The following is a 25,524-nucleotide window of genomic DNA, read 5'->3' as shown; positions in this document are numbered from 1 at the left end:
CTCAGTGCACCGGCGCGTCAGCAGACGATGTAGATGGACTGCCAGCCGAAGGGGGTGGACATTTCCGCGTCCCTGTTGCTGCGAAGGACCGTGTGGACGGGGTCACGGCCGTCGGCCGCGTTGTGCATACGGCCGTCCTGGCCGCGCGGGATCCACTTGTAGGAGCCGTGGAAGGGGATCGCGTGCTGGCCGCAGCCGTTGATGTCGGCCGACCGCCCCGAGAAGCTCGTCCCTTCGTACGCGACGAAGGACGAGGTCATGCCGTACGCGCGGGACTCGGTCGCGGTGGCGGGGACCGCGGTGAGGCCGCCGATCGCCGCGGCTGCCGCGAGGGCTGCCGCGACTCGGCGGATCGATGTGGCCTGCTGTGCTGTACGAGGAATGATCATGACTTGCGTAACGGATCACGGCCCGCCCGGACACTTCGCGCCGCCCTGCCTCACCCCATCGTGTGGCTCGCTCCGACTCCTGGGCGCTCCCTATCCCTTCGTCGTCTCCCTACCCCTTCGTCGACCCCAGTGTGAGCCCCGCGATGAACTGCCGTTGCAGCAGCAGGAAGACGAGGATCGTCGGCAGGGCTACCAGGATCGAACCCGCGGCCAGCAGGTTGTAGTCAGTGAAGAACTGGCCCCTGAGGTTGTTGAGCGACGACGTGATCGGCAGCTTGTCCGGGTCGGAGATGAAGATCAGGGCCCAGAGGAAGTCGTTGTAGATCCAGGCGAATTCGAGCGTGGCGAGCGCTGCCAGGGCCGGGCGGCACAGCGGCAGGGTGATGTGCCAGAAGCGGGTCCACACACCCGCGCCGTCGACGATCGCCGCCTCCGTGATCTCCTGCGGGAGGGTGCGCATGAAACTGGCCAGGACGAAGACGCAGAAGCCCAGTTGGAACCCGATGTTGACGACGATGACGGCCCAGTAGGAGTCGTACATCATCAACGAGTCGGACATCCACCACGGCAGCGGGACCCTGTTGAACAGCACGTACAGCGGGGTCACGATGACCTGCTGGGGCAGCAGGTTGCCCGCCGTGAAGAACAGCAGCAGGACCAGCCCGCCGCGCATCTTCAGCCGGGAGACCGCGAAGGCCACGAAGGACGCGAGGAACAGGGTCACGAGCACGGCGGGGACGGCGATCAGCAGGGTGTTCGTGAAGTACTTGCCCATGCCGGACTCGGTGTAGGCCCGGCGGTAGTAGTCGAAGGACAGATGGTGGGGCCAGGAGAAGTAGCCGTACTGCGCGGTGTCCTCGTAGGGCCGCAGGGAGGCGTAGACCGCCAGCAGGAGCGGGGCGAGGAACGCCAGGGACACGGCCATCAGGAAGATGTGCACACCCCAACGGCCCTTGCGGGGGCGGGACTTCGGGGCGGTGACGGGCGTCGCGGCCGGGCGGGGCGGCGCGGCGGTACGGAGGTCGGCGCTCATCGCTCGCGCGCACCTCGCAGCTCTTGGACCAGGAACGTCACGATGAACCCCAGGGAGACAGTCAGCAGGACGACCGCGATGGCGGAGCCGAACCCGATGCGGCCCGCCTCGCCGATGATGTTGTCGGTGATCAGTACGGACAGCAGTTCCAGGCCGTTGCGGCCCTTGTTGACCGCGTAGACGATGTCGAAGGCCCGCAGCGCCTCGATGACCGTGATCACACCGACGATGACGTTGACCGGACGCAGGGTGGGGAACACCACGCGGAAGAACGTCTGGCGGGCGCCCGCCCCGTCGATCGCCGCCGCTTCCTTCAGCGCCGGGTCGACGGACTTGAGGCCCGCGAGATAGAGGATCATCACGTACCCGGTGTGCCGCCAGCTCGCCGCGATCATCATCATCCAGATGTTGAGGTCGGAGTCGCCGAGCCAGTCGACCGGGCTCTCACGGGGGCCGATGATCGTGTTGACCACGCCCTGGTCGGTGCCCAGGATCAGTTGGGCGATGAAGCCGACGATGGCGAGCGAGAGCACGACCGGCAGATAGATCGTGGACTGGTAGAAGCGGCTGAAGCGGACGCCGCGGTCGATGAGCACCGCGAGCAGCAGCCCGAACGGGGTCGCGACCAGGCCGAGGAAGAGCAGCCACAGCACGTTGTGGCGGGCGGCCGGCCAGAACGGCGGGTAATTGGTGAAGAGGTTCCGGTAGTTGTCGGTTCCCACCCACTGGATGTCGCCGATGCCGTCCCAGGAGGTGAAGGAGAGCCCGATGGAGGCCAGGGTCGGGCCCCATACGATGGCGAGGTCCAGCAGGACGGGAATGCCGAGGAGCACGCCGAGGACGACGAGGTCGCGTCGGGTGTACCGGCGCAGCCGTCGGCGGGCGCGCCGTGGAGAGGTGAGCGCCACGGAACGTATCCCCCCGTGTATCAGTCGGCGGTCTGCGAGAAGATGGTCTTCTTCTGCCGTTCGATCTTGTTGCACAACCCGTCGACGTCCTTCGGGTTCCCGATGAACTCCTGGATCGCCTGGATCATCACGGTGGAGGCGAAGTCGGGCCGGGTGTCGCGGTCCAGGAACTGCGAGATCTGCTGGGCGCCGGCGACGAGTTCGGCGGACTTCTTCTGCAGAGCGCTGTAACCGGAGGTCTCCGCACCGGAGTTCACGGCCACGTTGTTGGGGTCGTGCCGGAGGTAGACGTCCTCGGCCTTGGGCTTGCCGAGCCAGGTCAGCAGGTTCTTGGCGCCGGATATGTTCTTCGACTTGCGGGCGATCAGGAACCCGTCGATGGGTGCCTCGACGGCGCCCTGTCCGTGCTGCGGGTCGATCTCGGGGAAGGCGAAGAAGTCGATGTCGTCCCGTTCGTTCTCCGGGAACTGGCTGCCGGGGTGCGGCATTCCGAAGACGGCCATGCCCGTCTTGCGCTGCTGGAGGCTCTGCCCGGCCTCCTCCCAGGTGCGGCCGAGGGCGCCCTTCTGGTAGTACGGCATGAGTTCGCGCCAGGTGTCGAAGACGTTGCGCACCTTCGGGTCGGTCCACGCTTCCTTGCCCGCCATCAGGGACTTGTGGAAGTCGTATCCGTTCAGTCGCATGTCGATGTAGTCGAAGGTGCCCATGGCGGGCCAGCCGTCCTTGTCGCTGAAGGCGACCGGTGTGCCATCCTTGGACATCTGCTTGGCCAGGGCGATGAACTCGTCCCAGGTCTTGGGCTGTTGGTAGCCCTTGCTCGCGAAGAGGCTCTTCCGGTGGAAGACGGCCCACGGGTAGTAGTAGTACGGCACGAAGTACTGCTTGCCCGCGTGCGTGGACTGGGCCTTGAGGGCGTCGGAGAATCCGGTGAAGCCCTGCCACACGTCACTGATGTCGGTGAGCAGTCCCTTCTCGGCGAAGTACTGCATGCGGTATCCGGCGAACCACATGAAGACGTCGTCGGGCGTTCCCTGGAGATAGCGGTTGATGTTCTCCTGGAAGTCGTTGTGGTCCTTGGTGTTGACCTTGACCTTCTTGCCCGACTCCTTCTCGTAGGCGTCGAAGGCGGCCTGGAACGCCGTCTTGGGCACCGCGTCCGAGGCGTTGGACCCCACGGTGACTTCGTTCTTGTTGCCGCCCGGTCCGCTTCCGCAGGCGGCCAGCAGGGCCGGCAGGGTGACAGCCCCGACACCAACGGCCGTGCTGCGTAGGAGAGTTCGCCGGGACATCCGATGTCCGGTCAAGCTCCCGGACGACGTGAGTCCCTCCAACGATGACTGTGCCATGTCGCTCTCCTTGGAATGCCACTCAACACAACCGAACGCAAGGCTTGGATCTCACCCCCCTGTAGGGGCGTCGTCAAGGGTTCTGACGAGATACCGATCAACTGTTACCCACATCTCTTCCAACACAGTCCAACACGGCCTACCGTAAACGCGCACGTTGATACGAGCTGGAAGGCATCCCTTCTGTCGCGAGTACGGAGGAACGTCATGATGCGTCACCTTCTCACCCGCACCATCCGTCGAAGAGTGATCGGAGCGCTCACCGCAGGGCTGTTGGGCGCGGCCGGGCTCGCCGCACCGGCCCTGGCCACCCCGCGTACGACCCCGGCCACGGCACCCGCACCGACCGACGGACTCGCTCTCACCCCGCCGATGGGCTTCAACAACTGGAACTCCACGCAGTGCCGGGCGGAGTTCAACGAGTCGATGGTCGAAGGAATCGCGGATCTGTTCGTGGCGAAGGGGCTCAAGGACGCGGGGTACCAGTACGTCAACCTCGACGACTGCTGGGCCCTGCCGACACGGGACGCGGACGGCAAGCTCGTCCCCGATCCGGAGCGTTTCCCCCACGGGATCAAGGCAGTTGCGGACTACGTCCACGCCAAGGGGCTCAAGCTCGGCATCTACACCAGCGCGGGCACCAAGACCTGCAACCCCGCGGGGTTCCCGGGCGCGCTCGGCCATGAGTACAGCGACGCGCGGCAGTTCGCCGACTGGGGCGTGGACTACCTCAAGTACGACAACTGCAACAACCAAGGCGTGGACGCCAAGCAGCGCTACACGACGATGCGCGACGCGCTGAAGGCGACCGGCCGCCCCATCGTCTACAGCATCTGCGAGTGGGGCGCGAACAAGCCCTGGGAATGGGCCGCCGATCTCGGGCAGTTGTGGCGCACCACGGGTGACATCGGCGACAGTTGGGGCTCGATGCTCTCGATCCTCAAGCAGAACCTTCCGCTCGCGCCGTACGCGGGTCCCGGGCACTGGAACGACCCCGACATGCTGGAGGTCGGCAACGGCGGTATGACGGACACCGAGTACCGCACGCACTTCTCCATGTGGTCGGTGATGGCCGCGCCGCTGCTCATCGGCTCCGATCTGCGTACGGCCTCCCCGGCGACCTTCGACATCCTCGGCAACAAGGAGGTCATCGCCGTCGACCAGGACCCGCTCGGCAAGCAGGGCGCGGTGGTCTCGTCCGAGGGCGGGCGCTGGGTCGTCGCCAAGGAGATGGCGGACGGCAGCCGTGCCGTGGCCCTCTTCAACGAGACGAACACCGCCCAGCGGATCAGTACGACGGCGACGGCGGTCGGCCTGCCGCGGGCGAGCGCGTACACCCTGCGCGACCTGTGGCGGCACACGTCCTCCAACACCGCGGGCACGATCTCGGCGACGGTGCCCGCGCACGGCACGCTCCTCGTCCGCGTCACGGCCGACCGGAAGTGGGCCGAGCAGCCGCCCGCCGTCGAACTGCGCCTCGACGGCAGCCCGTTCACCGAGGCGGGCCGGACGGTCGACTACACCTCGACGGTGACGGACCTCGGCCGCACCGCGGCCGAGCGGGTGTCCGTGTCACTGGCCGGGCCCGCGGGATGGACGGTGCGGCCCACGTCCCCGACGACCGCGGGAGCGCTGCCGACGGGACACACGCTGCGGACGACCTGGCGGGTGACCGTGCCCGAGGGCACGGCGACGGGGGCGTACGACCTGACACTGAGGACGGACTACCGCGCGCCGAACGGCGTACGGGCGAGCAGCGAGGTACCGGTCACGGCGACGGTGGTCGCGCCGCCGCCCCACGGGGTCTCGTACCTCGGCGATCTGCCGTGGCTCTCGACGGTCAACGGCTACGGTCCCGTCGAGCGCGACACCAGCAACGGCGAGAGCGCCGCGGGTGACGGTCATCCGATCACCATCGGCGGGACCGTGTACGCCAAGGGGCTCGGGGTCCATGCCGAGAGCGACGTCGCGTTCTACACGGGCGGGCTGTGCAGCACGGTCTCGGCGCGGGTCGGCGTGGACGACGAGAAGGGCGGCGCGGGGACGGTCGCCTTCGAGATCCGGGCGGACGATACGAAGGCCGCCGCCACCGGGGTGCTGACCAACGCGATGCCCGCGCAGCAGCTCACCGCCGATGTGACCGGCGCTCAGGTGGTCCACCTCGTCGTCACCGACGGCGGCGACGGCATCGACTCCGACCACGCGGACTGGGCGGACGCGAAGCTGACGTGCTGAGTACGCGGCATTGACCGAGCATGGTCGCGTGGCGTGGCCGGTGGCCGGGGTGTCCGAACAGCCCTGGCCCACTGGCCTCTTGCCGGACTCCCCTCTTGCCGGACCCCCCTCCTGTCAGACTCCGGCCGCCCTCGCGTTCGGCTGCGGAGGCGTGGTCGTGAGCGCCGCTGCCGCCGCACCGACCAGCCCCGCGTCCGTGCCCATCAGCGCCGGCGCCACGGTCAGGCGCTGGACGAAGGACAACGTGGCGTACTCGGCCAGGGCCGCGCGCAGCGGTGTGAACAGGACGTCACCGGCCTTGCCCACGCCCCCGCCGATGACCGCGATGTCGATCTCGACCAGCGTCGCCGTCGCCGCGATGCCCGCGGCCAGCGCCCGCGCGGCCCGCTCGAAGGAGGCCACGGCCACCGGGTGGCCGTCACGGGCCGCGGCGGCCACCGCCGCGGCCGAGGTGTCGCCGTCGGGGCCCGGCCGCCAGCCGCCCTCCAGGGCGCGGCGGGCGATGTTCGGCCCGCTCGCGATGCGCTCCACACAGCCGCGCGAGCCGCACGGGCACGGATCGCCGTCCAGGTCGACGCTGATGTGCCCGATGTGGCCCGCGTTGCCCGTCGGGCCCGGATGCAGCCGCCCGCCCAGCACCAGACCGCCGCCGACGCCGGTCGACACCACCATGCACAGCGCGTTGTCATGACCTCGGGCGGCACCCTGCCAGTGTTCGGCGGCCGTGATGGCCACACCGTCGCCGATCAGCTCGACCGGCAGGCCGCCCGTCGCGGCCCGGACCCGCTCCACCAGGGGGTACGCCCGCCAGCCCGGTATGTTGACCGGGCTCACCGAGCCCGTGGAGGCGTCCACCGGTCCGGCGCTGCCGATGCCGACGGCACGCACCCCGCGCCAGAGGGGGGAGGCCGCCAACTCCGTCAGGACGTCCGCGACGGCGTCCATCACGGTGTCGCCGGGCTCCCGCGCGGGCGTCGCACGCTGGGCGCGCAGCAGGATCCGGCCGTGGCCGTCGACCAGCGCTCCGGCGATCTTGGTGCCGCCGATGTCGAGGGCGGCCACCAGGTCGGTGTGCATCAGTGTCAGGTCTCCCCAAGGGCGTGAGCGCACAGATGTGCGGAGCACAGTTTCTCCCGCTCTGACAACGTTGTCCAGGCTCTATGCTCGACGCCACACAGTCCCACACAGCCCCACGCGACACAGCCCCTCGCCACACAGCCGCACCGATCCCCATACCCCACGCGACACAGCCCCTCGCTACACAGCCGCACCGATCCCCATAGCCGCACGCCACACAGCCAGACCCCACATAGCCCCACAACCACATAGGACCCCATGGGGTGTCACCTCTCCATGGACGACGGACAGGACAGCGCATCGTGCCCGAGACAGCCCCGCGACCAGACCGTCTCTCCGGAACCCGCTACGGCAGCCGTCCGACCATGAAGGACGTGGCGGCACGGGCCGGTGTCGGACTGAAGACGGTCTCGCGCGTGGTCAATGGTGAGCCCGGGGTCACCCCGGACACCGAACGCCGGGTCCAGGAGGCCATCGAGGCCCTGGGCTTCCGCCGCAACGACAGCGCGCGTGTGCTGCGCAAGGGCCGCACCGCGAGCATCGGCCTCGTCCTGGAGGACCTCGCGGACCCGTTCTACGGGCCGCTGAGCCGCGCGGTCGAGGAGGTCGCCCGTGCCCACGGCGCCCTGCTGATCAACGGTTCCAGCGCGGAGGACCCGGAGCGCGAGCAGGAACTGGCGCTGGCGCTGTGCGCGCGCCGCGTGGACGGCCTGGTCGTCATCCCGGCCGGTGACGACCACCGCTATCTGGAGCCCGAGATGAGGGCCGGGGTCGCCACGGTGTTCGTGGACCGCCCGGCCGGGAAGATCGACGCCGACGCGGTGCTGTCCGACAGCTTCGGCGGCGCCCGCGACGGGGTCGCCCATCTGCTCGCGCACGGACACCGCCGGATCGGCTTCATCGGGGACATGCCGCGCATCCACACCGCGGCCGAACGGCTGCGTGGCTACCGTGCCGCCATGGCGGACGCGGGCATACCGGTCGAGGAGTCCTGGATGTCCCTCGGGGTGACCGACCCCGAGCGGGTGCGGCGGGCCGCCGAGGAGATGCTCGCGGGTCCCGCGCCCGTGACGGCGATCTTCGCGGGCAACAACCGGGTGACGGTCACCGTCGTCCGGGTCCTCGCCGGGCGTGGCCGCTCCGTCGCCCTCGTCGGCTTCGACGACTTCGAGTTGGCGGATCTGCTCGACCCCGGTGTCACGGTGGTCGCCCAGGACGCCGCCGCCCTCGGCCGCACGGCCGCCGAGCGTCTCTTCGGCCAACTCGACGGCACGCTGCTCACGCCTGAGCGCATCGAGTTGCCGACGCGGCTGATCACGCGCGGCTCGGGCGAACTGCCGCCGTCGTAGGGCGGTCCGCAGCGCCTCCGTCGGCTGCTCCGGCGCGGCGCGGTGCCGCGAACCTCTCCAGTTCGGCCCGGCTCAGCCCGCTCGCCTCGGTGACCTCCGCGTCGTCGAGGGCACCGCAGTCCAGGCCCCGCAGCAGATAGCCGCCGAGGGCCTGGGCGGTCGCCGGTTCGTCCAGGACGTCGCCGTCGACGCGGCGCACGTAGCGGGCGAGGCGGGCCGCGGCCTGCTCGTACCCCTCGCGGTAGAAGGCGAAGACGGCCGCGTACCGGGTCGGCAGGTGGCCGGGGTGCATGTCCCAGCCCTGGTAGTAGGCGCGGGCGAGCGCGCGGCGGGTGAGCCGGTGGTGCAGCCGCCAGGCGTCGTGGACCCGCTCCCTCGGGCCGATCGGCAGGACGTTGGTGGAGCCGTCGCTGACGCGTACTCCGGTGCCCGCGGCGGCGACCTGCATGATCGCCTTGGCGTGGTCGGCGGCCGGGTGGTCGCTGGCCTGGTAGGCGGCGGACACACCGAGGCAGGCGCTGTAGTCGAAGGTGCCGTAGTGGAGCCCGGTGACGCGGCCCTCGGCGGCGCGGATCATGCGGGCGACGGTCGCGGTGCCGTCGGCCGCGAGGACGGCCTGACTGGTCTCGATCTGGATCTCGAACCCGAGCCGCCCCGGGGCAAGGCCGTGCGCCTGCTCGGACTCCCCCAACAGCCGTGCCATGGCGGTGACTTGCTCGGGATACGTCACCTTCGGCAGCGTCAGCACGAGCCCGTCCGGGAGACCGCCCGCCGCCATCAGGCCGGTCAGGAAGACGTCGAGGGTACGGATGCCTCGCCGCCGTACCGACGCCTCCATGCACTTCATACGGATGCCCACGTACGGGGCGGTGATCCCGCCCTCGGCGCGGGCCTCGGCGATCAACTGGGCGGCGCGGGCGGCGTGTTCGTCCTCCTCGGCGTCCGGGCGCGATCCGTAGCCGTCCTCGAAGTCGACGCGCAGGTCTTCGATCGGTTCGCGCGCCAGCTTCGCGCGCACACGCTCGTACACGGGCCCGGCGAGATCGTCCGCGAGGCCGAGGACGGCGGCGAACGAGGCGGCGTCCGGGGCGTGTTGGTCGAGGGCGGCGAGGGCTTGCTCGCCCCAGGAGCGGACGGTGTCGGCCGCGAAGACGTCGCCGGGGACGTAGACCGTGTGGACGGGCTGACGGGTGCCGGGGTCGCCGGGGTAGTGGCGTGCCAACGCGGCGTCGACCGGAGCCAGGAAGGCGCCGATCTCCTCGCTGACGGCACCCGCGAGACTGGTGGCCACCCTCGTCCGCTCCATCGCACGGCCTCCGTCTTCCGCCGACCGGAATCAAGAACGCGTCGAGCGACGCTATCCGCGCGCCTCGCGGCCGGTCAACGACCGTGCGGCGAAGCCGTGTCCGAGGGGCACCCGGCCCGGAACAGAGCGCAGCCCCCGGGACCGCCGAAGCGGTGCCGGGGGCTGCTGCTCATGAAGTGGCTCAGCCCTTGCGGGACTTGATCTCCTCGGTGAGCTGCGGGACGACCTCGAACAGGTCACCCACCACGCCGTAGTCGACCAGCTCGAAGATGGGCGCCTCGGCGTCCTTGTTGATCGCGACGATCGTCTTCGAGGTCTGCATACCGGCGCGGTGCTGGATCGCGCCCGAGATACCGGAGGCGATGTAGAGCTGCGGCGACACGCTCTTACCGGTCTGGCCGACCTGGTTGGTGTGCGGGTACCAGCCCGCGTCCACGGCGGCACGCGACGCGCCCACCGCGGCACCCAGGGAGTCGGCCAGCGCCTCGATGATCGAGAAGTTCTCCGCGCCGTTGACACCACGGCCACCGGAGACGACGATCGCGGCCTCGGTCAGGTCCGGACGGCCCGTCGACTCGCGCGGCGTACGGGCGGTGACCTTGGTGCCGGTGGCCTGGGCGGAGAAGGACACCGCCAGGGCCTCGACCGCGCCGGCGGCCGGGGCGGCCTCCACCGCGGCGGAGTTCGGCTTGACCGTAATGACCGGAGTGCCCTTGGACACACGGGACTTGGTGCTGAACGAGGCGGCGAACACCGACTGGGTCGCCACCGGACCCTCGGCACCGGCCTCCAGGTCGACGGCGTCGGTGATGATGCCCGAGCCGATGCGCAGCGCCAGCCGGGCCGCGATCTCCTTGCCCTCGGCGGAGGACGAGACGAGGACGGCGGCCGGGGAGACGGCCTCGTAGGCGGCCTGGAGCGCGTCCACCTTCGGGACGACCAGGTAGTCGGCGTACTCGGCGGCGTCGTGCGTGAGGACGCGCGTCGCGCCGTGCTCGGCCAGCGTGGACGCGGTGTTCTCCGCGCCCGCGCCGAGGGCGACGGCGACGGGCTCGCCGATGCGGCGGGCCAGGGTCAGCAGCTCCAGGGTGGGCTTGCGGACGGCACCGTCCACGTGGTCGACGTAGACGAGAACTTCAGCCATGGGAATGGATCTCCTTGCGGATTGCGAAGTCTGAGGGGCGGTGAAGGTGGTGAGCCTTAGATGAACTTCTGGCTCGCGAGGAACTCAGCGAGCTGCTTGCCGCCCTCGCCCTCGTCCTTGACGATCGTGCCCGCGGTGCGCGCCGGACGCTCGGTCGCGGACTCGACCTTCGTCCAGGCGCCCTCCAGGCCGACCTCCTCGGCCTCGATGTCGAGGTCCGACAGGTCCCAGGCCTGAACCGGCTTCTTCTTGGCCGCCATGATGCCCTTGAAGGAGGGGTAACGCGCCTCGCCCGACTGGTCGGTCACCGACACCACGGCCGGGAGCTGCGCCTGAAGCTGCTCGGAGGCCGTGTCGCCGTCGCGGCGGCCCGTGACGACGCCGTCCTCGACCGCGACCTCGGACAGCAGGGTGACCTGCGGGACGCCCAGGCGCTCGGCCAGCAGCGCCGGGACGACACCGGCGGCACCGTCGGTGGAGGCCATACCGGAGATCACCAGGTCGTAACCGGCCTTCTCGATCGCCTTGGCCAGCACCAGCGAGGTGCCCATGGCGTCCGTGCCGTGCAGGTCGTCGTCCTCCACGTGGATCGCCTTGTCGGCACCCATGGACAGCGCCTTGCGCAGCGCGTCCTTGGCGTCCTCCGGGCCCACGGTCAACACGGTGACCTCGGCGTCGTCCGCCTCCTCGGCGATCTGAAGCGCCTGCTCGACCGCGTACTCGTCGAGTTCGGAGAGGAGACCGTCCACGTCGTCGCGGTCCACGGTCAGGTCATCGGCGAAGTGCCGGTCGCCAGTGGCGTCGGGCACGTACTTCACAGTGACAACGATCCTCAAGCTCACGCCGGCTCTCCTACTGCATCGTCAGTTCTGGGCTGCCTTCTTGCAGGCAGCATAGGCGCCTGAAGCGGCCGATCCCGATCGGGGCGACCCCGCGCTCCGAACAAGATATTACTCGTCAGTAGTACACCCAGCGAGCGCCCGCTAAGCAAGCGCTTTGCACTGTGACCTTGGCAACGCTGTGTAACCGGCCAGGAGGGTCAGTCGCGAAGGCCGTTGAAGTGCCCCTGATGGTAGACAAGCGGGCGCCCCTCGCCCGAGGGGTCACCGGCCACGACCTCGCCCACGACGATGCGATGGTCCCCGGCGGGCACGCGCGCCACCACGCGGCAGACGAGCCAGGCGAGGACGCCGTCCAGCACGGGCACGCCCTCCGGCCCCTCGCGCCAGCTCGTGGGCGGCCCGAAGCGGTCCGCGCCGCTCCTGGCGAACGTACGGGCCAGGGCTTCCTGGTGCTCGCCGAGTATGTGCACCCCGACATGGCGGGTCTCGGAGATGACGGGCCAACTGGAGCCACCGGTCCCGATGCCGAACGAGACGAGCGCGGGCTCGGCGGAGACGGAGGCGAGGGAGGTGGCGGTGAAGCCGACCGGGCTGCCGCCCAACTGGGCCGTGATCACGGCGACTCCCGCCGCGTGTCGGCGGAAGACGGAGCGCAACAGGTCCGGGGAGGTGAGCCGGGGGGTGCCGAGGTCGGGCGTGGCCGTCATGGAGTTGTCCTTCTGCGAGAGACGACGTGGGGGGACCCCGCGGAGGGGGAGGATCCGTGGCTGCTCATTCAGCCCGGACGGTGCGCCCACTCGCGGTGCGGGCCGGGACCACGTGGACACGCTCGGGGAGAAGGAATTCCGGGGGCATAGGGTCAAGCTGACGATAGCTGGGGCGCAGAGTCAAGTGCGCCCCGGGATCTGGGAGATGTCTCACCCGCTGCCCCAGGGCCGCCTCGCACGTCGCCCACCTGGGCCGATGGGACGTCAGACGGCCGCGCCGAGCGCGGCGATCACGTCCGCCTTGCGTGGCTGTCCGGTCGCCCGGCGCACGATCCGCCCCTCGGCGTCGAGGACGAGGACGGTCGGTGTCTTCAGGATGCCGAGGGCCCGTACGAGTTCGAGCCGCTGCTCGGCGTCGATCTCCACATGGGCGACGCCGGGCACCATGGCCGCCACCTCGGCGAGGATCCGCCGTGTCGCGCGGCAGGGGGCGCAGAAGGCGCTGGAGAACTGCACGAGGGTGGCCCGTCCGCCGAGTCCCTGCCCCAACTCGCCCGCACCGAGCCGCCCGCTGTCGTCCACTCCACCCACGCCTGCTCTCCCGCCCTCTCGCCGGTATCCGGCTCCGTACCCGCTCGTCGGCACGAGCGCAACCCTGCGTCTTCCTCCAGCGTCCACGGGGCCAGGGACATTCCCGCACCTCGAAGCGGGGTCCGCGGTGGTCCATCCGGCTGACGTGACGAGGATCTCGCTGTTCAGCGGCATCAGGACTGGCCCCGCACGCGTTCTTGGGGCACGATCGGCAACGTGCCGTAAACCTACGGCTGCGTAACTTTCGCCGGGAGTCCCTTCCCAGGCAGAGAGAAGGGTCCGTCCCGTCCATGGCTGAGCTCGTCTATCGTCCTGTTGTCGGCCTTGCCCTCACGATGTTCAAGGCATGGGACCTGAAGATCGACTGCCAGGGCTCGGAGAACATCCCGCGGTCCGGCGGCGCGGTGGTGGTGAGCAATCACATCAGCTATCTGGACTTCATCTTCAACGGCCTGGCGGCGCTGCCGCAGAAGCGTCTGGTGCGCTTCATGGCCAAGGAGTCCGTCTTCCGGCACCGGATCTCCGGCCCGCTGATGCGCGCCATGAAGCACATCCCGGTGGACCGCAAGCAGGGCGAGGCCGCGTACGCGCACGCGCTGGACTCGCTGAAGTCCGGTGAGGTGGTCGGAGTCTTCCCCGAGGCCACGATCTCGCAGTCGTTCACCCTCAAGGGCTTCAAGTCGGGCGCCGCGCGCCTGGCCCAGGAGGCGGGCGTCCCGCTGGTCCCGATGGCCCTGTGGGGCACGCAGCGGCTGTGGACGAAGGGCCACCCGCGCAACTTCAAGCGCAGCCACACCCCGATCACGATCCGGGTCGGCGAGGCGATGGAGGCCCCGCGCGACACGTACGCGGGCGCGCTCACCCGTCAACTGCGCGAGCGCGTCCAGGAGTTGCTGGAGACCGCGCAGCGCGCCTACCCCGGCCGTCCCAAGGGCCCGGAGGACAGTTGGTGGATGCCCGCCCACCTCGGCGGCACGGCCCCCACCCCGGAGCAGCTCCGCACGGCCGGCGCGCACTGACGCACGACGAACGCTCGACGAACGCGCCCGAACACGCCGATACGCGGCCGATCAGCAGTCGACGGACTGCCGATCGGCCGCGTACGTGTACGGCTCCTACGGGCCGGATCAGGGCGTGTAGCGCGCCATCTCCTCCTTGAGCGCCGCCACGAACCGGTCCACGTCGTCCTCGGTCGTGTCGAAGGCGCACACCCAGCGGACGTCGCCCGCAGCCTCGTCCCAGAAGTAGAACCGGAAGCGCTTCTGCAAGCGCTCGGTCACCTCGTGCGGCAGACGCGCGAAGACGGCATTGGCCTGCACCGGGTAGAGGATCTCGACGCCGTGGACCGCGCGCACACCCTCCGCCAGGCGCTGCGCCATCTCGTTGGCGTGGCGGGCGTTGCGCAGCCACAGGTCCTTGGCGAACAGGGCCTCCAACTGCACCGACACGAAGCGCATCTTGGAGGCGAGCTGCATGGACAGCTTGCGCAGATGCTTCATGTGGCGGACGGCGTCCTGGTTGAGGACGACGACCGCCTCGCCGAGCAGCGCGCCGTTCTTCGTCCCTCCCAGGGAGAGGATGTCGACGCCGACCGCGTTGGTGAACATCCGCATCGGTACGTTCAGGGACGCGGCGGCGTTGGATATGCGGGAGCCGTCCAGATGCACCCGCATCCCGCGCGCGTGGGCGTGCTCGCAGATCGCGCGGATCTCGTCGGGCGTGTAGAGCGTGCCCAGTTCGGTGCTCTGGGTGATCGAGACGACCTGCGGCATCGCGCGGTGCTCGTCCTCCCAGCCCCAGGCCTGGCGGTCGATCAGCTCAGGGGTGAGCTTGCCGTCGGGCGTGGGCACGGTGAGCAGCTTGAGGCCGCCCATGCGCTCGGGGGCGCCGCCCTCGTCCACGTTGATGTGCGCGCTCTCGGCGCAGATCACCGCGCCCCAGCGGTCGGTGACCGCCTGGAGCGAGACGACGTTGGCAGCGGTGCCGTTGAAGACCGGGAACGCCTCCGCCGAGGCGCCGAAGTGGCCGCGGATGATCGCCTGGAGGTTCTCGGTGTACGCGTCCTCGCCGTACGCGGCCTGATGGCCGACGTTGGCCAGCGCCAGGGCGGCCATCACTTCCGGGTGGGCCCCGGCGTAGTTGTCGCTGGCGAAACCGCGGACCTGCGGGTCGTGGTGGCGACGCGCGTCGGTCCGGGGACGGTTCACGGCTTCTCGGTCAGCCACAGACGGTTTCCGTTCACTTCCGCGGCGGGCTTGTCCCATACACCGGCGATGGCCTCGGCCAGATCGTTGACGTCGGTGAAGCCCGCGAACTTCGCGTTGGGACGCTCGGCGCGCATCGCGTCGTGCACCAACGCCTTGACGATCAGGATCGTAGCCGCGGACGTCAAACCGCTCTCGTCGGCCGTCTTGCGGAAGCCGTCCGCCATGGCCAGCGTCCAGGCCTCGGAGGCGGCCTTCGCGGCGGAGTAGGCCGCGTTCCCGGCGGTCGGCTGGGACGCCCCGGCCGCGCTGATCAGGACGTACCGGCCGCGGTCGCTGCGCTGGAGCCCGTCGTAGAACGCCAGCGAGGTGTGCTGCACGGTGCGGATGAGGAGCTTCTCCAGCAGGTCCCAGTCCTCGATGCCGCTGCGCGTGAAGGCCTTGCCGCCGCGCCAGCCGCCGACGAGGTGGACGAGGCCGTCGACACGGCCGTACTCCTTCTCGATGCGGTCGGCCCAGTCGCGGGTCGACTGCAGGTCGAGCAGGTCGACCGTCTCCCCCACGACACTGGCGCCGCCGTGCGCGTAGGAAGCGGCGTCCACGGCCTCCGCGAGCCGCTCGGGGTTGTTGTCCGACCCGACGACGGTCGCCCCGGCCTCGGCGAGCCGCATCAGCGTCGCCTTGCCCGCGGGCCCGCCCGCGCCGGCCACCGCGATCACCGCACCGCTGAGCGGACCGTTCCCGTTGTGCATGATCCTCGCCTCCTGAGCAGCCTTCGCTGCCTCACCCGTACCTACAGCGTCGACGCTCATGCGGCGACCTGCTCGGGGGTCTCCGCGGTGATGCCCTTGGTCGAGGCGATCACCTTCTTGATCTTCTTGGAGAGCGCCTCGTAGAACATGCTGAGCGGAAACTCGTCCGCCAGCACGTCGTCGACGAGCTTACGCGGCGGCAGCGTGAGGTCCAGGGCGTCCGGGCCCTTGGCCCAGCGGGAGGCCGGGTGCGGGGCGAGGTAGGTGGAGACCAGCTCGTACGCCTTGAACCAGTGGACGAGCTTGGGGCGGTCGATGCCGTCCCGGTACAGCTTCTCTATCTCGGCGCAGAGCTGGTTGGTGATCTCGGGGGCGCGCTGCCAGTCGATGTGCAGCTTGTTGTCGGTCCAGCGGACGACGTCGTGCTGGTGCAGGTAGGCGAAGAGGAGCTGGCCGCCGAGGCCGTCGTAGTTGCGGACGCGCTCGCCGGTGACCGGGAAGCGGAACATGCGGTCGAAGAGCACCGCGTACTGCACGTCGCGGCCCTGCGGGAAGCCGTCGGCCTCGAGCTGCACGGCCTCCTTGAAGGAGGTGAGGTCGCAGCGCAGCTCCTCCAGGCCGTACATCCAGAACGGCTGCCGCTGCTTGATCATGAAGGGGTCGAACGGCAGGTCGCCGTGGCTGTGGGTGCGGTCGTGGATCATGTCCCACAGGACGAAGGCCTGCTGGCAGCGCTGCTGGTCGTGCACCATCGCGGCGATGTCCTCGGGCAGTTCGAGGCCCAGGATGTCGACGGCCGCGGCGGTGACACGGCGGAAGCGGGCGGCCTCGCGGTCGCAGAAGATGGCACCCCAGCTGAAGCTCTCGGGGGCCTCGCGCACGGCGACGGTCTCGGGGAACAGAACGGCCGAGTTGGTGTCGTAGCCGCCGGTGAAGTCCTCGAACGTGATGCCGCAGAACAGCGGGTTGTCGTAGCGGGTGGCCTCCAGCTCGGCGAGCCACTCGGGCCAGACCATGCGCAGGACGACCGCTTCGAGGTTGCGGTCCAGGTTGCCGTTCTGCGTGTACATCGGGAACACGACCAGGTGCTGCCTGCCGTCCTCGCGCTGCACGGCGGGCTGGAAGGCCAGCAGCGAGTCCAGGAAGTCGGGCACCTTGAAGCCTTCGTCGGCCCAGCGACGCAGGTCCTTCACGAGCGCCTCGTGGTACGCGGCGTCGTGCGGCAGCAGCGGGGAGAGTTCCTCCACGGCCCGCGCCACACGGCTCACGGCGAGTTCGGCCTCCGCGGGGTCCGGCGCGCCCTCGGCGTCGAAGTCGATGGAACCGTCCTTGGACTGCCAGGGCCGGATCCGCTCCACGGCATCCTTGAGCACGGGCCAGGCCGGATGGTCCACCACCCTCTCCGGTGAAGGAACCTGTCCTTCGGAACCCGCCTGCACAAGAATTTCCGTCATAATTCATCCTCCACGGGAGAACCTCGCGTCAAGACACCGTATGCATACAGGGTTTCTCCCAGCAAGAGGACGATCAGGAAATTATCCTGCGCTGTCCCCACCTCGCCGTTCATCTTCCTGTCCCGCAGCACAGGAGGTGCCGTCGGGGCAGCGGTGCGTGAGGTCAACGGTGGTGTGGCGCGCCCACCCAGGGGTGATCCACGGCCGGTCCCGCGGCCCGGAATCACACCGTCCGCGCACCCCTCGGGCCGTGCGGGGCCGGTTCCCTCGCGAGGCCGGGCCGTTAGGCTGCGGCCGTGCCGCGGGTAGGGGAACGCCGTGCACGCAAGCCGAGTCGTCGCCGACGGAAGCGAGCTGAACCTTGAACTTCCTCACCATCGGGCACCGCGGAGTCATGGGTGTCGAGCCCGAGAACACCCTCCGGTCCTTCATCGCCGCCGAGCGCGCGGGCCTCGATGTGATCGAACTCGATCTGCATCTGAGCAAGGACGGCGCGCTCGTGGTCATGCACGACACGGACGTGGACCGTACGACCGACGGCACCGGCCCGATCGCCGGGAAGACCCTCGCCGAGCTGCGCGCGCTCGACGCGGGCCGCGGGGAGCGGGTCCCCGTCTTCGAAGAGGTCCTGGACACCGTGCGGGCACCGCTCCAGGCGGAGATCAAGGACGTGGCCGCGGCGCGGGCGCTGGCCGAGGTGATGCTGCGCCGGGACCTGGTCGCCCGGGTCGAGGTGTCCTCGTTCCACGACGAGGCGATCGCGGAGATCGCCCGGCTCGTGCCCGGCGTGCGCACGGCGCTGATCGGCAGCCGTTACGGCACCGATATCGTGGAGCGCGCCGTGGCGGCCGGTGCCGCGACCGTCTGCCTCAACATCCGCCGGCTGACCCTGGAGGTGGTCGAGCACGCGCGCAAGGCGGATCTGAGGATCATCGGCTGGGTGGTGAACACCCAGGACCATCTGCGGCTCGTACGCGCCCTGGCGCTGGACGGCGCGACCACGGACCACCCGGAGATCAAGCGCACCGGCCGCTTCACCGCGTGAGCCTCGCACGCCGGGCCCCGGCGCGGGCTGTCAGATCAACGGCTTGACCAGCAGTTCGAACTGAAGGTCGTCGCGCTGCGGGATCCCGAAGCGCTCCTCGCCGTAGGGGAAGGGGCTCATCCGTCCCGTACGGCGGTAACCGCGCCGCTCGTACCAGGCGATCAGGTCGAGGCGTAGGGAGATCACGGTCATGTGCATCTCACGGACGCCCCAGGTGATGCGGGCCGTCCGCTCCGCCTCGGCGAGGACCGCCTTGCCGAGCCCCGCGCCCTGGAGGCCGGGGCTGACCGCGAACATGCCGAAGTAGGCGTGTGCACCGCGGTGTTCGAGGTGGCAGCAGGCGATGATCGCGCCGTCGCGTTCGACGGTGAGCAGTCTGCTGTCGGCCGCCCGGAGGACCTCGCGCACCCCCTCGGCGTCGGTCCGCGGCCCCTGGAGGAGGTCCGCCTCGGTGGTCCAGCCGGCGCGGCTGGAGTCGCCGCGGTACGCCGAGTCGATCAGCGCGACCAGCGCGTCGACGTCGGCCTCGACGGCGTCGCGGAACAACACGTCGGTGGGGGCGTCCGCGGTGCTGACGGCGCTGGTGAGACGGTCCATGGGCGGCTTCTCCGATGCGATGGCGCGGCTGGGGCAGCCACGAGGGTAATCGTCCGGCCGCGCCGCGTTCGAACGGTCCACGAAGTGAGCGGCGCGGCGGGGACGGTCAGCCGCGCGGCCCCCCGAGTCGGCCCTCCAACTGGACCAGCAGCTCGCCGAGCGCGGCGGCGAGGCCCCGTTGCGCGTCGTCGTCGAGGCCGGACAGGGCGGTCCTCTCGTAGGAGAGCTGTTCGGGCAGAACGCGGTCGACGAGGTCGCGGCCCGCGTCCGTGAGATGGACGTGGGTGACCCTGCGGTCGCGGGTGTCGCCGTGCCGTTCGATCAGGCCGCGCTCACCGAGCTGCTTGAGGCGTTTGGTGACGGCGGCGCCGGAGGAGAACGTCTCCCGCGCGATCTCGCCGGGGGTCAACGCGTGGCCGGTACGGCGCAGGGTGCCGAGGACGTCGAACTCGGGCCGGGTGAGCCCGGCGTGGCGCAGCGGTGCGTCCTCGGCCTGCTGGAGCAGGGCGGCACAGCGGTTGATACGGCCGATGATCTCCATGGGGGCGGTGTCGATCCGGGGGTGGACGGCCTGCCACTGGCGCACGACTGCGGCGACGGTGTCGCCCGCGGGACCGTATCCGGCCGCGGCGCTCCCTCCGGCGCTCCCGGCATCCGCGCCGCTCGCCGTCGTGCTCGCCCGTCCGTTCACTGCCGTCATGTCCGTGCGCCCTCCGAGATGTGCAGTCCCTGCCGCCGTATCGTCGCCGCGAGCGTACGGTGTCCGGCCTGTTCGGCGTGCAGCACCCGCTCCTCGGGCAGGGCGGCGAGCCACCACTCACCGGCCGCGGCGTCAGCGGCGGCGCGCAGATCCACGACGGCGGCGACCAGGGTGCGGCGCGCGGCCTCCAGGGCGGCGGGGTCGGGCTGCTGGGCGGACACGACCGCGGCGGCGCGCTCCCGGGCGCTGTCCACGGCGGCGAGCGCGTGCTCGATCCGGTCCCCCGCGCGCCGGTTGGTGACGGCGATGGCGGCGACGAAGCCGATCAGGGCCCCGACGAGGGTGTCCAGGACGCGGTCGACCATCAGCGCGCCGGGCTCCTGGTAGTGGCCGAACTCGGTGATGAGCAGCGCCATCGGGGTCACACAGACGCTGCCGAGCCAGTAGTTGCGGCTGATCAGCGCCTCGGCGCCGAAGTTGAAGGCGAGCCCGCACAGGATGAGGGCGAGGTCGCTGAGGTGGGCAAGCGGGGCGATGGCCGCGAAGAGCAGGACGCCGACGAGGTTGCCGACGACACGCTGGACGCCGCGGCGCCAGGTGAGGGTGACATTGGCCTGGTAGAGCGCGGCGGCGGTGACCAGCGCCCAGTACGGGCGGCCGATGCCGAGCGCGAGGGAGGCATAGCCGGCGAGGGCGCAGCCCAGCGCGGTGCGCAGGGCGAGAGGGGCGAGCGGGCCGAGCCTGCGGTGCAACGGGCGGGCCGGGCTGTCGAGTTCGGCCTCGACGCCGAGGAGGTCGTCGGCGGCCTCGCCGAGGTCGTCCGGCTCCGGGACGGGCCCGGTGCCGCGCAGGGCGCGGGCCCAGGCGCGCAGTCGCTCCGGGTCGCTGTCGGTGGGCGCGGCGAGCGCCACCTCGGCGCGGACGACGAGCCGTTCGAGAGCGCGGCGGGGCGCGGAGCGCGCACCGGTGAACAGCAGGGTCTGCCAGGCGGTGTGCACGACGGCGGCGGCACCGGCGCGGGCGGCGGGCGTCCGGGTCTCGGCGAACGCGGCGGTCGCGATCAGGGCGTGCGCGGTGGCGCGGCGCTCGGGCCCGTGGGGCCGCAGGAGGCCGGGCGCCATGCCGACGAGCCAGGACCAGACGCCCGCCGCGGCGGCCAGGCCGACATGGCCGGGCACCTGGCCGAGGGTCTGCGGGACGAACAGGCTCGCCGACGTGATGAAGGTGAAGATGACGTTGCCGGGGGGTCCGATCCGGGTGGCGTCGCAGAGCATCTTCTGGACGGCCGCGAGCAGGGCGCCGACAGTTACGAGCACCACGGCGTTCGTGGTGAGCGACGCGGTGAGCAGGGCGACGGCGAGTCCGGCGACCATGCCGAGCACGACCCGGGCGAGGGTGCGGGCACGGGCCGCGTACGGCCGGTTGTGCGCGTAGAGCGCGCAGAGCGAGCCCGCCATCGTGTAGGCGGCCAGGTCGAGGTGGCCGAGGGCGAGCAGGGTCAGGTTCGGCGGGGCGACCGCGACGACCACGCTCAGCGCGGGCTTGTACCAGATGTCGGAAGGCCTGCCGAGGCGCAGCAGCCCGGAGAGAGGGAGCGGGCGCACGCGGGAGGTCTTGGAAGTCGCACTGGGCATTCCATAATGTTAGCAGGTATTTTACTAGTAAAAGGTTTAGGTGAAGAACGGCAGGCCGGAGCGCCGCGGAACCGCGCCGCCAGGCCCGCGCTCCCCTCGTACCCCTGTGCGCTCGGGTGCGCACCGACTGTGCCGGGCATGCCCCCTGGGACCGTCCGAGTCCCGTCGAGCGGGGAGGTGCGCGGTGCACGGACCGGCCGCACCCGGCCTGCTGCTCGTCGCGCTGTGCGCGGCGACCGGCGCCTACTGTCTGCTGCTCGTCGCGCTGTGCGCGGCGACCGGCGCCTACTGTCTGCTGCGCATGCGCAGCACCGTCGAGGAGCAGCGCCGGGCCGCGGGGGGCGAGGCCCTGATGGGGTTCGGCATGGCGGCGATGGCCGTGCCCCCCGCGGTGGTGGCGCCGCCGCGCTGGGCCTGGATCGCCTACCTGGTGGTCTTCGGCGCGGCTGCCGTCCACGCGCTGTTCGCCGCCCGCACGCACCCTCACCATCTGCACCATCTGGTGGGCGCGGTCGCGATGATCTACATGGCGGCGACGATGGCCGCCTCTCCCGGCCACCACGGACACGGCGGACACAGCGGCCTCCCGCTCCTCACCGGGGTGTTCCTGCTCTACTTCGCCGGGTACGTGCTGTGGTCCGGGGCGCGGCTGGTACCGGCCGCGGCGGTGGCGGGGGGCACGCACTCCGCGAGTTGGGGCGACCGGCCCGAACTCGCGCGCGTGTGCCGCCTGTCCATGGCCATCGGGATGCTGGCGATGCTCCTCACCGTCTGAAGGCCGCCCGGCGCCCGCCTTACCCAACTCCCGCCCGCCTCAAGGCCGGACACGTCCGTGGCGTACGTCACTTTGCCGTGACAGCGCGTATCTCCCGCGTCGCACCGCTCATAGGCTTCGCCCATGATGGTCCCCGCGGCACTGCTTCTGCTCGGCGCCCTGACCGCCCTCCTCGCTCCGCGGCTGCTCACGCGGGCGCACTGGCCGGACCGGGAACCCGTGGTAGCCCTGTGGGTGTGGCAGTGCGTGGTGGCGGCCGTCCTGGTGTGCTGCGTGCTGTCGATGACGCTCAGCGCCGCCGCCGCCTGGGTGGCGGTACGCGGCCAGGTGTTCGCCCCCGCGCCGCACGCGGTCGTGGACGCCTACGCGCTGAGCACCGGCGGTCCCTGGGCCGCGACGCTCGCCGTGCTTCTGGCCTGCGGCGGGGCGTGGAGCGCCGCGATGCTGATCCGGGAGATCGCGCGGGCGCGGGCGCGCCGTCGGCACGACCGGGCCGAACTGCTCGTGCGGGCCCCGCTGTTGCCCGGCGAGGAGCCCGAGGGCGACCGGCTGGTGGTCCTGGAGGGGGAGCGTCCGGACGCCCGGTGGCTGCCCGGCGCCGCCCCTCGGCTGGTCATCACGACGGCCGCGTTGCGCCGCCTCAAGGGCAGGCAACTGGACGCCGTACTCGCCCATGAGCAGGGCCACGCGCGCGCCCGCCACGACTGGCTGCTGCACACCTCGGCCGCGCTCGCGCAGGGGTTCCCGCAGGTCCCGGTGTTCGCCGCGTTCCGGGACGAGATGCACCGGCTGGTCGAACTCGCCGCCGACGACGTGGCCTCCCGCCGCTTCGGTCGCCTCACGACCGCGCTCGCGCTGGTCGAACTGAACGAGGACCGGGGCGTGTTCGGCCCCGGTGCCGTCCCGGAGGCCCATGTGCCCCAGCGCGTCCAGCGTCTCCTCGCTCCCCCCGAACGGCTCCCGGCGGTGCACCGGTTGGGGCTGACGGCGACCGCGGCACTGGTGCCGGTGATCCCGGTCCTGGTGGCGTTCGTCCCGGGACTGCGGGCTCTGGGCTGACCCGCCGGGTCAGGGGAACCGGTGGCCCCCGGCCTCGCGGATCGGGGAGGATCACCCTATGCATCCCGCGCGCGTCGACCCACCGCCCACTCGGCGAAGTCCACGGACCACGGCGCTCACCGTGACGGTCCTGGCAGCCGCGTCGCTGCTGCTCCTGGTCCTGGTCGCCGCCTCCTGGCACCCGCTGACGGCCCTGGACGGCGACATCGCGCGCACCACGCATCGCTGGGCGGTGACCGACCGAGGGGCCACGCACACCGCGCGCATCCTGACGGACTGGGTGTGGAGCCCGACGACCTTGCGCATCGTGTGTGCGGCAGCCGTGGTGTGGCTGGTGTGGCGGCACCGGGCCTGGTGGCTCGCACTATGGGTGGCGGCCACATGTGCGCTCGGCACACTGGTGCAGCAGACCGTGAAGGCCGCGGTCGGCCGGCCCCGCCCGGTGTGGCCCGACCCGGTCGACTCGGCACACTACGCGGCCTTCCCCTCCGGGCACGCCCTGACGGCGACGGTGGTGTGCGGCCTGCTGCTGTGGCTCCTTCGCCGGTACGGCGCCGGACGCGCCCTGTGGTCCACGGCGCGCGCGGTGGCCGTGGTCTCCGTCGTGGGTGTGGGGCTGACCCGGGTGTGGCTCGGTGTGCACTGGGCGTCGGACGTGGTGGGCGGCTGGCTGTTCGGGGCACTGCTGGTCGTGCTCGCGGTGGCGTCGTACGAGCGGCGGCACGGTGCGGGCAACGCCCGCCCCACAGAACACGCTTGACCCGAAGGACACCCTTGACCCACGGAAGACGCCTCCCGAAGGATCGGCGCCATGACGATCAAAGGTGTGCTCTTCGACTTCTCCGGAACCCTCTTCCGTATCGAGCCGACCGAATCGTGGCTGCGCGCGATCCTGACGGAAGCCCATATCTCCCTGCCCGAGCCGGAGCTGCTGCGCACCGCCGAGCGCCTGGAGGCGGTGGGCGCGCAGGCGGGCGGCGCCCCGCCCGCGGAGCCGCTGCCCGAGGACCTCGCGGCGCTCTGGGCGGTCCGTGACCGCAGCAGCGAGGCGCACCGAGCCGCCTTCACCGGCGTCTCACGCCAGGTGCCCCTGCCGGACCCGCGGCTCCACGACGCGCTGTACGACCGCCATATGACGCCCGCCGCCTGGCAGCCCTACCCCGACACCGCCGAGGTGCTCGGCGCGTTGCGCGAGCGCGGCGTGGCCGTCGGCGTGGTCAGCAACATCGGCTGGGACCTGCGGCCGGTCTTCCGCGAGCACGGCCTCGACCCGTACGTGGACACGTACCTGCTGTCGTACGAACACGGCGTCCAGAAGCCCGACACACGACTGTTCGCCCTGGCCTGTGACGCGCTCGCCGTCGCCCCGCAGGACACGCTGATGGTCGGCGACGACCGCCGCGCGGACGGTGGCGCGGCGGACCTGGGCTGCACGGTGCACTTCGTCGACCACCGCCCGGTCACGGAACGCCCCGACGGACTGCGGCCCGTGCTGGACCTGCTCGGCTGAGCCGTCCGTCCGAGGTGGAACATGCGGCTGCTCTGGGCCATCCCCCGCGTGACCCAGAGCAGCCGCCACCCGGACCACAGCGCGGAGCGCCGGGGCCGGACGTGCTGAGTATAGTTGGCTGTCAGCCAGTCAACGCAGGAGTCCAGGATGTCCCCTCGCAGCGCCGCGGTCAATGAAGAACTGCGGCGTCGTTCTCGCGAACGGCTCCTCCAGGCGGCCGTCGAACTGGTCAGCGAGCGCGGCTACGACGCGACGACGCTCGGCGACATCGCGGACCGCGCCGGCTCCGCCCGGGGCCTGGTCTCGTACTACTTCCCCGGCAAGCGCCAGCTTCTCCAGTCGGCCGTGCACCGGCTGATGCACCGCACGCTGGAGGAAGCCCTGGAGCGCGAGCCGCGCACGGAGGACGGCGGGGAGCGGATGGCGCGGGCCATCGACGCGATCCTGGGCCTCACCGTCCACCACCCCGTGCTCATGCGCCAGCACATGGCGGGCATCCTGCAGGCCGAGGGGTTCGTGCAGTGCCCCGAGCAGCAGCGCCTGGCGGAGCTGCTGCGCGACACGGTCATCCGGCACGGCTCGACGCGCCCCGGCACGGACTACCCGACCCTGCGGGCCCTGCTGATGGGCTCGGTCTACGCGGCGCTGGTGCCGGGCGCCCCGATGCCGCTGCCGGTCCTGCGCGCCGAGCTGTTCCGGCGGTACGGCCTCGACCAAGAGCTGGGCACCCCGCCGGACTCCGGGACGGCAACCGAGGCGTGCGCCGCGGATCTCGCGCGGTTCTTCGCCACGGAGCGCCGTCACCCGGAGGGGAGCGGTCACCCGAAGTAGACCGGCCGGGTCTCGTACGACTCGCGCGGCCCGCGC

General features: G+C 70.9%; 25 protein-coding genes. 9 read left to right on the top strand and 16 right to left on the bottom strand.

Annotated elements, in window-relative coordinates:
• Positions 1-17: 17 nt before the first annotated feature.
• From NGF19_RS05975 to NGF19_RS05960, 4 genes are all read right to left on the bottom strand, one after another.
• The gene (locus tag NGF19_RS05975) at positions 18-389 is read right to left on the bottom strand and encodes a MiAMP1 family antimicrobial peptide (RefSeq protein ID WP_252422724.1); all 372 of its coding nucleotides are present in this window, start codon (positions 387-389) and stop codon (positions 18-20) included.
• A 109-nt stretch (positions 390-498) separates the two neighbouring features.
• Positions 499-1,422, bottom strand: coding sequence for a carbohydrate ABC transporter permease (locus NGF19_RS05970; protein WP_252422723.1), 924 nt, complete (start codon positions 1,420-1,422; stop codon positions 499-501).
• Positions 1,419-2,330, bottom strand: a complete 912-nt coding sequence (locus NGF19_RS05965) for a carbohydrate ABC transporter permease (protein ID WP_252422722.1) — start codon at positions 2,328-2,330, stop codon at positions 1,419-1,421. The genes NGF19_RS05970 and NGF19_RS05965 overlap by 4 nt, the downstream gene beginning before the upstream one ends.
• 20 nt (positions 2,331-2,350) lie before the next feature.
• A complete protein-coding gene (locus NGF19_RS05960) occupies positions 2,351-3,619 on the bottom strand; it encodes an ABC transporter substrate-binding protein (protein ID WP_252422721.1) in 1,269 nt (422 codons plus the stop codon).
• Between the two features lie 267 nt (positions 3,620-3,886).
• On the opposite strand from NGF19_RS05960, the gene NGF19_RS05955 reads away from it, so the two are divergent.
• On the top strand, positions 3,887-5,911 hold the full coding sequence (locus NGF19_RS05955) for an NPCBM/NEW2 domain-containing protein (RefSeq protein ID WP_252423197.1): 2,025 nt from the start codon (positions 3,887-3,889) through the stop codon (positions 5,909-5,911).
• Positions 5,912-6,025: 114 nt separating this feature from the next.
• Here NGF19_RS05955 and NGF19_RS05950 read toward each other — a convergent pair whose 3' ends face one another.
• Positions 6,026-6,988 carry an ROK family protein gene (locus NGF19_RS05950; RefSeq protein WP_252422720.1) on the bottom strand — a complete coding sequence of 321 codons (963 nt, stop codon included), beginning with the start codon at positions 6,986-6,988 and terminating at the stop codon, positions 6,026-6,028.
• Between the two features lie 302 nt (positions 6,989-7,290).
• Between NGF19_RS05950 and NGF19_RS05945 the strand changes: the two genes are divergently transcribed.
• The gene (locus tag NGF19_RS05945) at positions 7,291-8,337 is read left to right on the top strand and encodes a LacI family DNA-binding transcriptional regulator (protein WP_252422719.1); all 1,047 of its coding nucleotides are present in this window, start codon (positions 7,291-7,293) and stop codon (positions 8,335-8,337) included.
• Here NGF19_RS05945 and NGF19_RS05940 read toward each other — a convergent pair.
• From NGF19_RS05940 to NGF19_RS05920, 5 genes are all read right to left on the bottom strand, one after another.
• Complete coding sequence (locus NGF19_RS05940) at positions 8,303-9,643, bottom strand: DUF6986 family protein (RefSeq protein ID WP_252422718.1); 1,341 nt, start codon at positions 9,641-9,643, stop codon at positions 8,303-8,305. The genes NGF19_RS05945 and NGF19_RS05940 overlap by 35 nt on opposite strands.
• Before the next feature lie 181 nt (positions 9,644-9,824).
• The gene (locus NGF19_RS05935) at positions 9,825-10,787 is read right to left on the bottom strand and encodes an electron transfer flavoprotein subunit alpha/FixB family protein (protein WP_252422717.1); all 963 of its coding nucleotides are present in this window, start codon (positions 10,785-10,787) and stop codon (positions 9,825-9,827) included.
• Positions 10,788-10,843: 56 nt separating this feature from the next.
• Positions 10,844-11,629 carry an electron transfer flavoprotein subunit beta/FixA family protein gene (locus NGF19_RS05930; RefSeq protein WP_252422716.1) on the bottom strand — a complete coding sequence of 262 codons (786 nt, stop codon included), beginning with the start codon at positions 11,627-11,629 and terminating at the stop codon, positions 10,844-10,846.
• A 197-nt stretch (positions 11,630-11,826) separates the two neighbouring features.
• Positions 11,827-12,336: a flavin reductase family protein gene (locus NGF19_RS05925; RefSeq protein WP_252422715.1), complete on the bottom strand. Its 510-nt coding sequence runs from the start codon at positions 12,334-12,336 to the stop codon at positions 11,827-11,829.
• 264 nt (positions 12,337-12,600) lie between these two features.
• Complete coding sequence (locus NGF19_RS05920) at positions 12,601-12,981, bottom strand: TlpA family protein disulfide reductase (RefSeq protein ID WP_372505588.1); 381 nt, start codon at positions 12,979-12,981, stop codon at positions 12,601-12,603.
• A 236-nt stretch (positions 12,982-13,217) separates the two neighbouring features.
• On the opposite strand from NGF19_RS05920, the gene NGF19_RS05915 reads away from it, so the two are divergent.
• Positions 13,218-13,946 carry a lysophospholipid acyltransferase family protein gene (locus NGF19_RS05915; protein WP_252422711.1) on the top strand — a complete coding sequence of 243 codons (729 nt, stop codon included), beginning with the start codon at positions 13,218-13,220 and terminating at the stop codon, positions 13,944-13,946.
• A gap of 108 nt (positions 13,947-14,054) precedes the next feature.
• Here the strand turns inward: NGF19_RS05915 and NGF19_RS05910 are convergent, their stop codons facing one another.
• From NGF19_RS05910 to NGF19_RS05900, 3 genes are read right to left on the bottom strand one after another with little or no spacing between them, the layout of a single operon-like run.
• Positions 14,055-15,134 carry a threonine aldolase family protein gene (locus tag NGF19_RS05910; protein ID WP_252422709.1) on the bottom strand — a complete coding sequence of 360 codons (1,080 nt, stop codon included), beginning with the start codon at positions 15,132-15,134 and terminating at the stop codon, positions 14,055-14,057.
• Positions 15,131-15,883, bottom strand: coding sequence for an SDR family NAD(P)-dependent oxidoreductase (locus NGF19_RS05905; RefSeq protein ID WP_252422708.1), 753 nt, complete (start codon positions 15,881-15,883; stop codon positions 15,131-15,133). Before NGF19_RS05905 ends, NGF19_RS05910 begins: the two co-directional genes overlap by 4 nt.
• Positions 15,884-15,939: 56 nt before the next feature.
• Positions 15,940-17,337, bottom strand: a complete 1,398-nt coding sequence (locus tag NGF19_RS05900; protein WP_252422707.1) for a DUF6421 family protein — start codon at positions 17,335-17,337, stop codon at positions 15,940-15,942.
• A 361-nt stretch (positions 17,338-17,698) separates the two neighbouring features.
• Here NGF19_RS05900 and NGF19_RS05895 point away from each other — a divergent pair, with 361 nt between their 5' ends.
• A complete protein-coding gene (locus NGF19_RS05895) occupies positions 17,699-18,382 on the top strand; it encodes a glycerophosphodiester phosphodiesterase (RefSeq protein WP_252422706.1) in 684 nt (227 codons plus the stop codon).
• Between the two features lie 30 nt (positions 18,383-18,412).
• On the opposite strand, the gene NGF19_RS05890 is transcribed toward NGF19_RS05895, so the two are convergent.
• The 3 genes from NGF19_RS05890 to NGF19_RS05880 form a co-directional block, all read right to left on the bottom strand.
• Positions 18,413-18,979 (bottom strand): GNAT family N-acetyltransferase, encoded by a 567-nt coding sequence (locus tag NGF19_RS05890; RefSeq protein WP_252422705.1) that lies wholly within the window; start codon positions 18,977-18,979, stop codon positions 18,413-18,415.
• A 106-nt stretch (positions 18,980-19,085) separates the two neighbouring features.
• On the bottom strand, positions 19,086-19,679 hold the full coding sequence (locus tag NGF19_RS05885; RefSeq protein ID WP_252422704.1) for a MarR family winged helix-turn-helix transcriptional regulator: 594 nt from the start codon (positions 19,677-19,679) through the stop codon (positions 19,086-19,088).
• On the bottom strand, positions 19,676-21,313 hold the full coding sequence (locus tag NGF19_RS05880) for an FUSC family protein (RefSeq protein ID WP_252422703.1): 1,638 nt from the start codon (positions 21,311-21,313) through the stop codon (positions 19,676-19,678). The genes NGF19_RS05885 and NGF19_RS05880 overlap by 4 nt, the downstream gene beginning before the upstream one ends.
• Before the next feature lie 184 nt (positions 21,314-21,497).
• Here NGF19_RS05880 and NGF19_RS05875 point away from each other — a divergent pair, with 184 nt between their 5' ends.
• The 5 genes from NGF19_RS05875 to NGF19_RS05855 all read left to right on the top strand — a co-directional run bounded on the left by NGF19_RS05875 (position 21,498) and on the right by NGF19_RS05855 (position 25,488).
• Positions 21,498-22,088 (top strand): DUF5134 domain-containing protein, encoded by a 591-nt coding sequence (locus NGF19_RS05875; RefSeq protein ID WP_372505586.1) that lies wholly within the window; start codon positions 21,498-21,500, stop codon positions 22,086-22,088.
• A 123-nt stretch (positions 22,089-22,211) separates the two neighbouring features.
• Positions 22,212-23,147: a M56 family metallopeptidase gene (locus NGF19_RS05870; RefSeq protein WP_252422702.1), complete on the top strand. Its 936-nt coding sequence runs from the start codon at positions 22,212-22,214 to the stop codon at positions 23,145-23,147.
• Positions 23,148-23,205: 58 nt separating this feature from the next.
• Positions 23,206-23,907 carry a phosphatase PAP2 family protein gene (locus NGF19_RS05865; RefSeq protein ID WP_252422701.1) on the top strand — a complete coding sequence of 234 codons (702 nt, stop codon included), beginning with the start codon at positions 23,206-23,208 and terminating at the stop codon, positions 23,905-23,907.
• 51 nt (positions 23,908-23,958) lie between these two features.
• Complete coding sequence (locus tag NGF19_RS05860) at positions 23,959-24,657, top strand: HAD family hydrolase (protein ID WP_252422700.1); 699 nt, start codon at positions 23,959-23,961, stop codon at positions 24,655-24,657.
• Positions 24,658-24,804: 147 nt separating this feature from the next.
• A complete protein-coding gene (locus NGF19_RS05855) occupies positions 24,805-25,488 on the top strand; it encodes a TetR/AcrR family transcriptional regulator (protein ID WP_252422698.1) in 684 nt (227 codons plus the stop codon).
• The last annotated feature ends 36 nt before the right edge of the window (positions 25,489-25,524 follow it).

The sequence above is a fragment of the Streptomyces macrolidinus genome (assembly GCF_023887685.1).
Classification (GTDB): domain Bacteria; phylum Actinomycetota; class Actinomycetes; order Streptomycetales; family Streptomycetaceae; genus Streptomyces; species Streptomyces macrolidinus.
Note: the sequence above shows the minus strand (reverse complement) of the source record. Positions and strands in the feature narration are given on the sequence as shown.

Bases quoted from the DNA above. Each gene is read 5' to 3' on its own strand.
- NGF19_RS05900 (WP_252422707.1), bottom strand. From the start codon at position 17,337: ATGACGGAAATTCTTGTGCAGGCGGGTTCCGAAGGACAGGTTCCTTCA.
- NGF19_RS05890 (WP_252422705.1), bottom strand. From the start codon at position 18,979: ATGGACCGTCTCACCAGCGCCGTCAGCACCGCGGACGCCCCCACCGAC.
- NGF19_RS05950 (WP_252422720.1), bottom strand. From the start codon at position 6,988: ATGCACACCGACCTGGTGGCCGCCCTCGACATCGGCGGCACCAAGATC.
- NGF19_RS05935 (WP_252422717.1), bottom strand. From the start codon at position 10,787: ATGGCTGAAGTTCTCGTCTACGTCGACCACGTGGACGGTGCCGTCCGC.
- NGF19_RS05960 (WP_252422721.1), bottom strand. From the start codon at position 3,619: ATGTCCCGGCGAACTCTCCTACGCAGCACGGCCGTTGGTGTCGGGGCT.
- NGF19_RS05860 (WP_252422700.1), top strand. From the start codon at position 23,959: ATGACGATCAAAGGTGTGCTCTTCGACTTCTCCGGAACCCTCTTCCGT.
- NGF19_RS05865 (WP_252422701.1), top strand. From the start codon at position 23,206: ATGCATCCCGCGCGCGTCGACCCACCGCCCACTCGGCGAAGTCCACGG.
- NGF19_RS05885 (WP_252422704.1), bottom strand. From the start codon at position 19,679: ATGACGGCAGTGAACGGACGGGCGAGCACGACGGCGAGCGGCGCGGAT.
- NGF19_RS05905 (WP_252422708.1), bottom strand. From the start codon at position 15,883: ATGCACAACGGGAACGGTCCGCTCAGCGGTGCGGTGATCGCGGTGGCC.
- NGF19_RS05870 (WP_252422702.1), top strand. From the start codon at position 22,212: ATGATGGTCCCCGCGGCACTGCTTCTGCTCGGCGCCCTGACCGCCCTC.
- NGF19_RS05955 (WP_252423197.1), top strand. From the start codon at position 3,887: ATGCGTCACCTTCTCACCCGCACCATCCGTCGAAGAGTGATCGGAGCG.
- NGF19_RS05970 (WP_252422723.1), bottom strand. From the start codon at position 1,422: ATGAGCGCCGACCTCCGTACCGCCGCGCCGCCCCGCCCGGCCGCGACG.
- NGF19_RS05855 (WP_252422698.1), top strand. From the start codon at position 24,805: ATGTCCCCTCGCAGCGCCGCGGTCAATGAAGAACTGCGGCGTCGTTCT.
- NGF19_RS05975 (WP_252422724.1), bottom strand. From the start codon at position 389: ATGATCATTCCTCGTACAGCACAGCAGGCCACATCGATCCGCCGAGTC.
- NGF19_RS05915 (WP_252422711.1), top strand. From the start codon at position 13,218: ATGGCTGAGCTCGTCTATCGTCCTGTTGTCGGCCTTGCCCTCACGATG.
- NGF19_RS05940 (WP_252422718.1), bottom strand. From the start codon at position 9,643: ATGGAGCGGACGAGGGTGGCCACCAGTCTCGCGGGTGCCGTCAGCGAG.
- NGF19_RS05880 (WP_252422703.1), bottom strand. From the start codon at position 21,313: ATGCCCAGTGCGACTTCCAAGACCTCCCGCGTGCGCCCGCTCCCTCTC.
- NGF19_RS05925 (WP_252422715.1), bottom strand. From the start codon at position 12,336: ATGACGGCCACGCCCGACCTCGGCACCCCCCGGCTCACCTCCCCGGAC.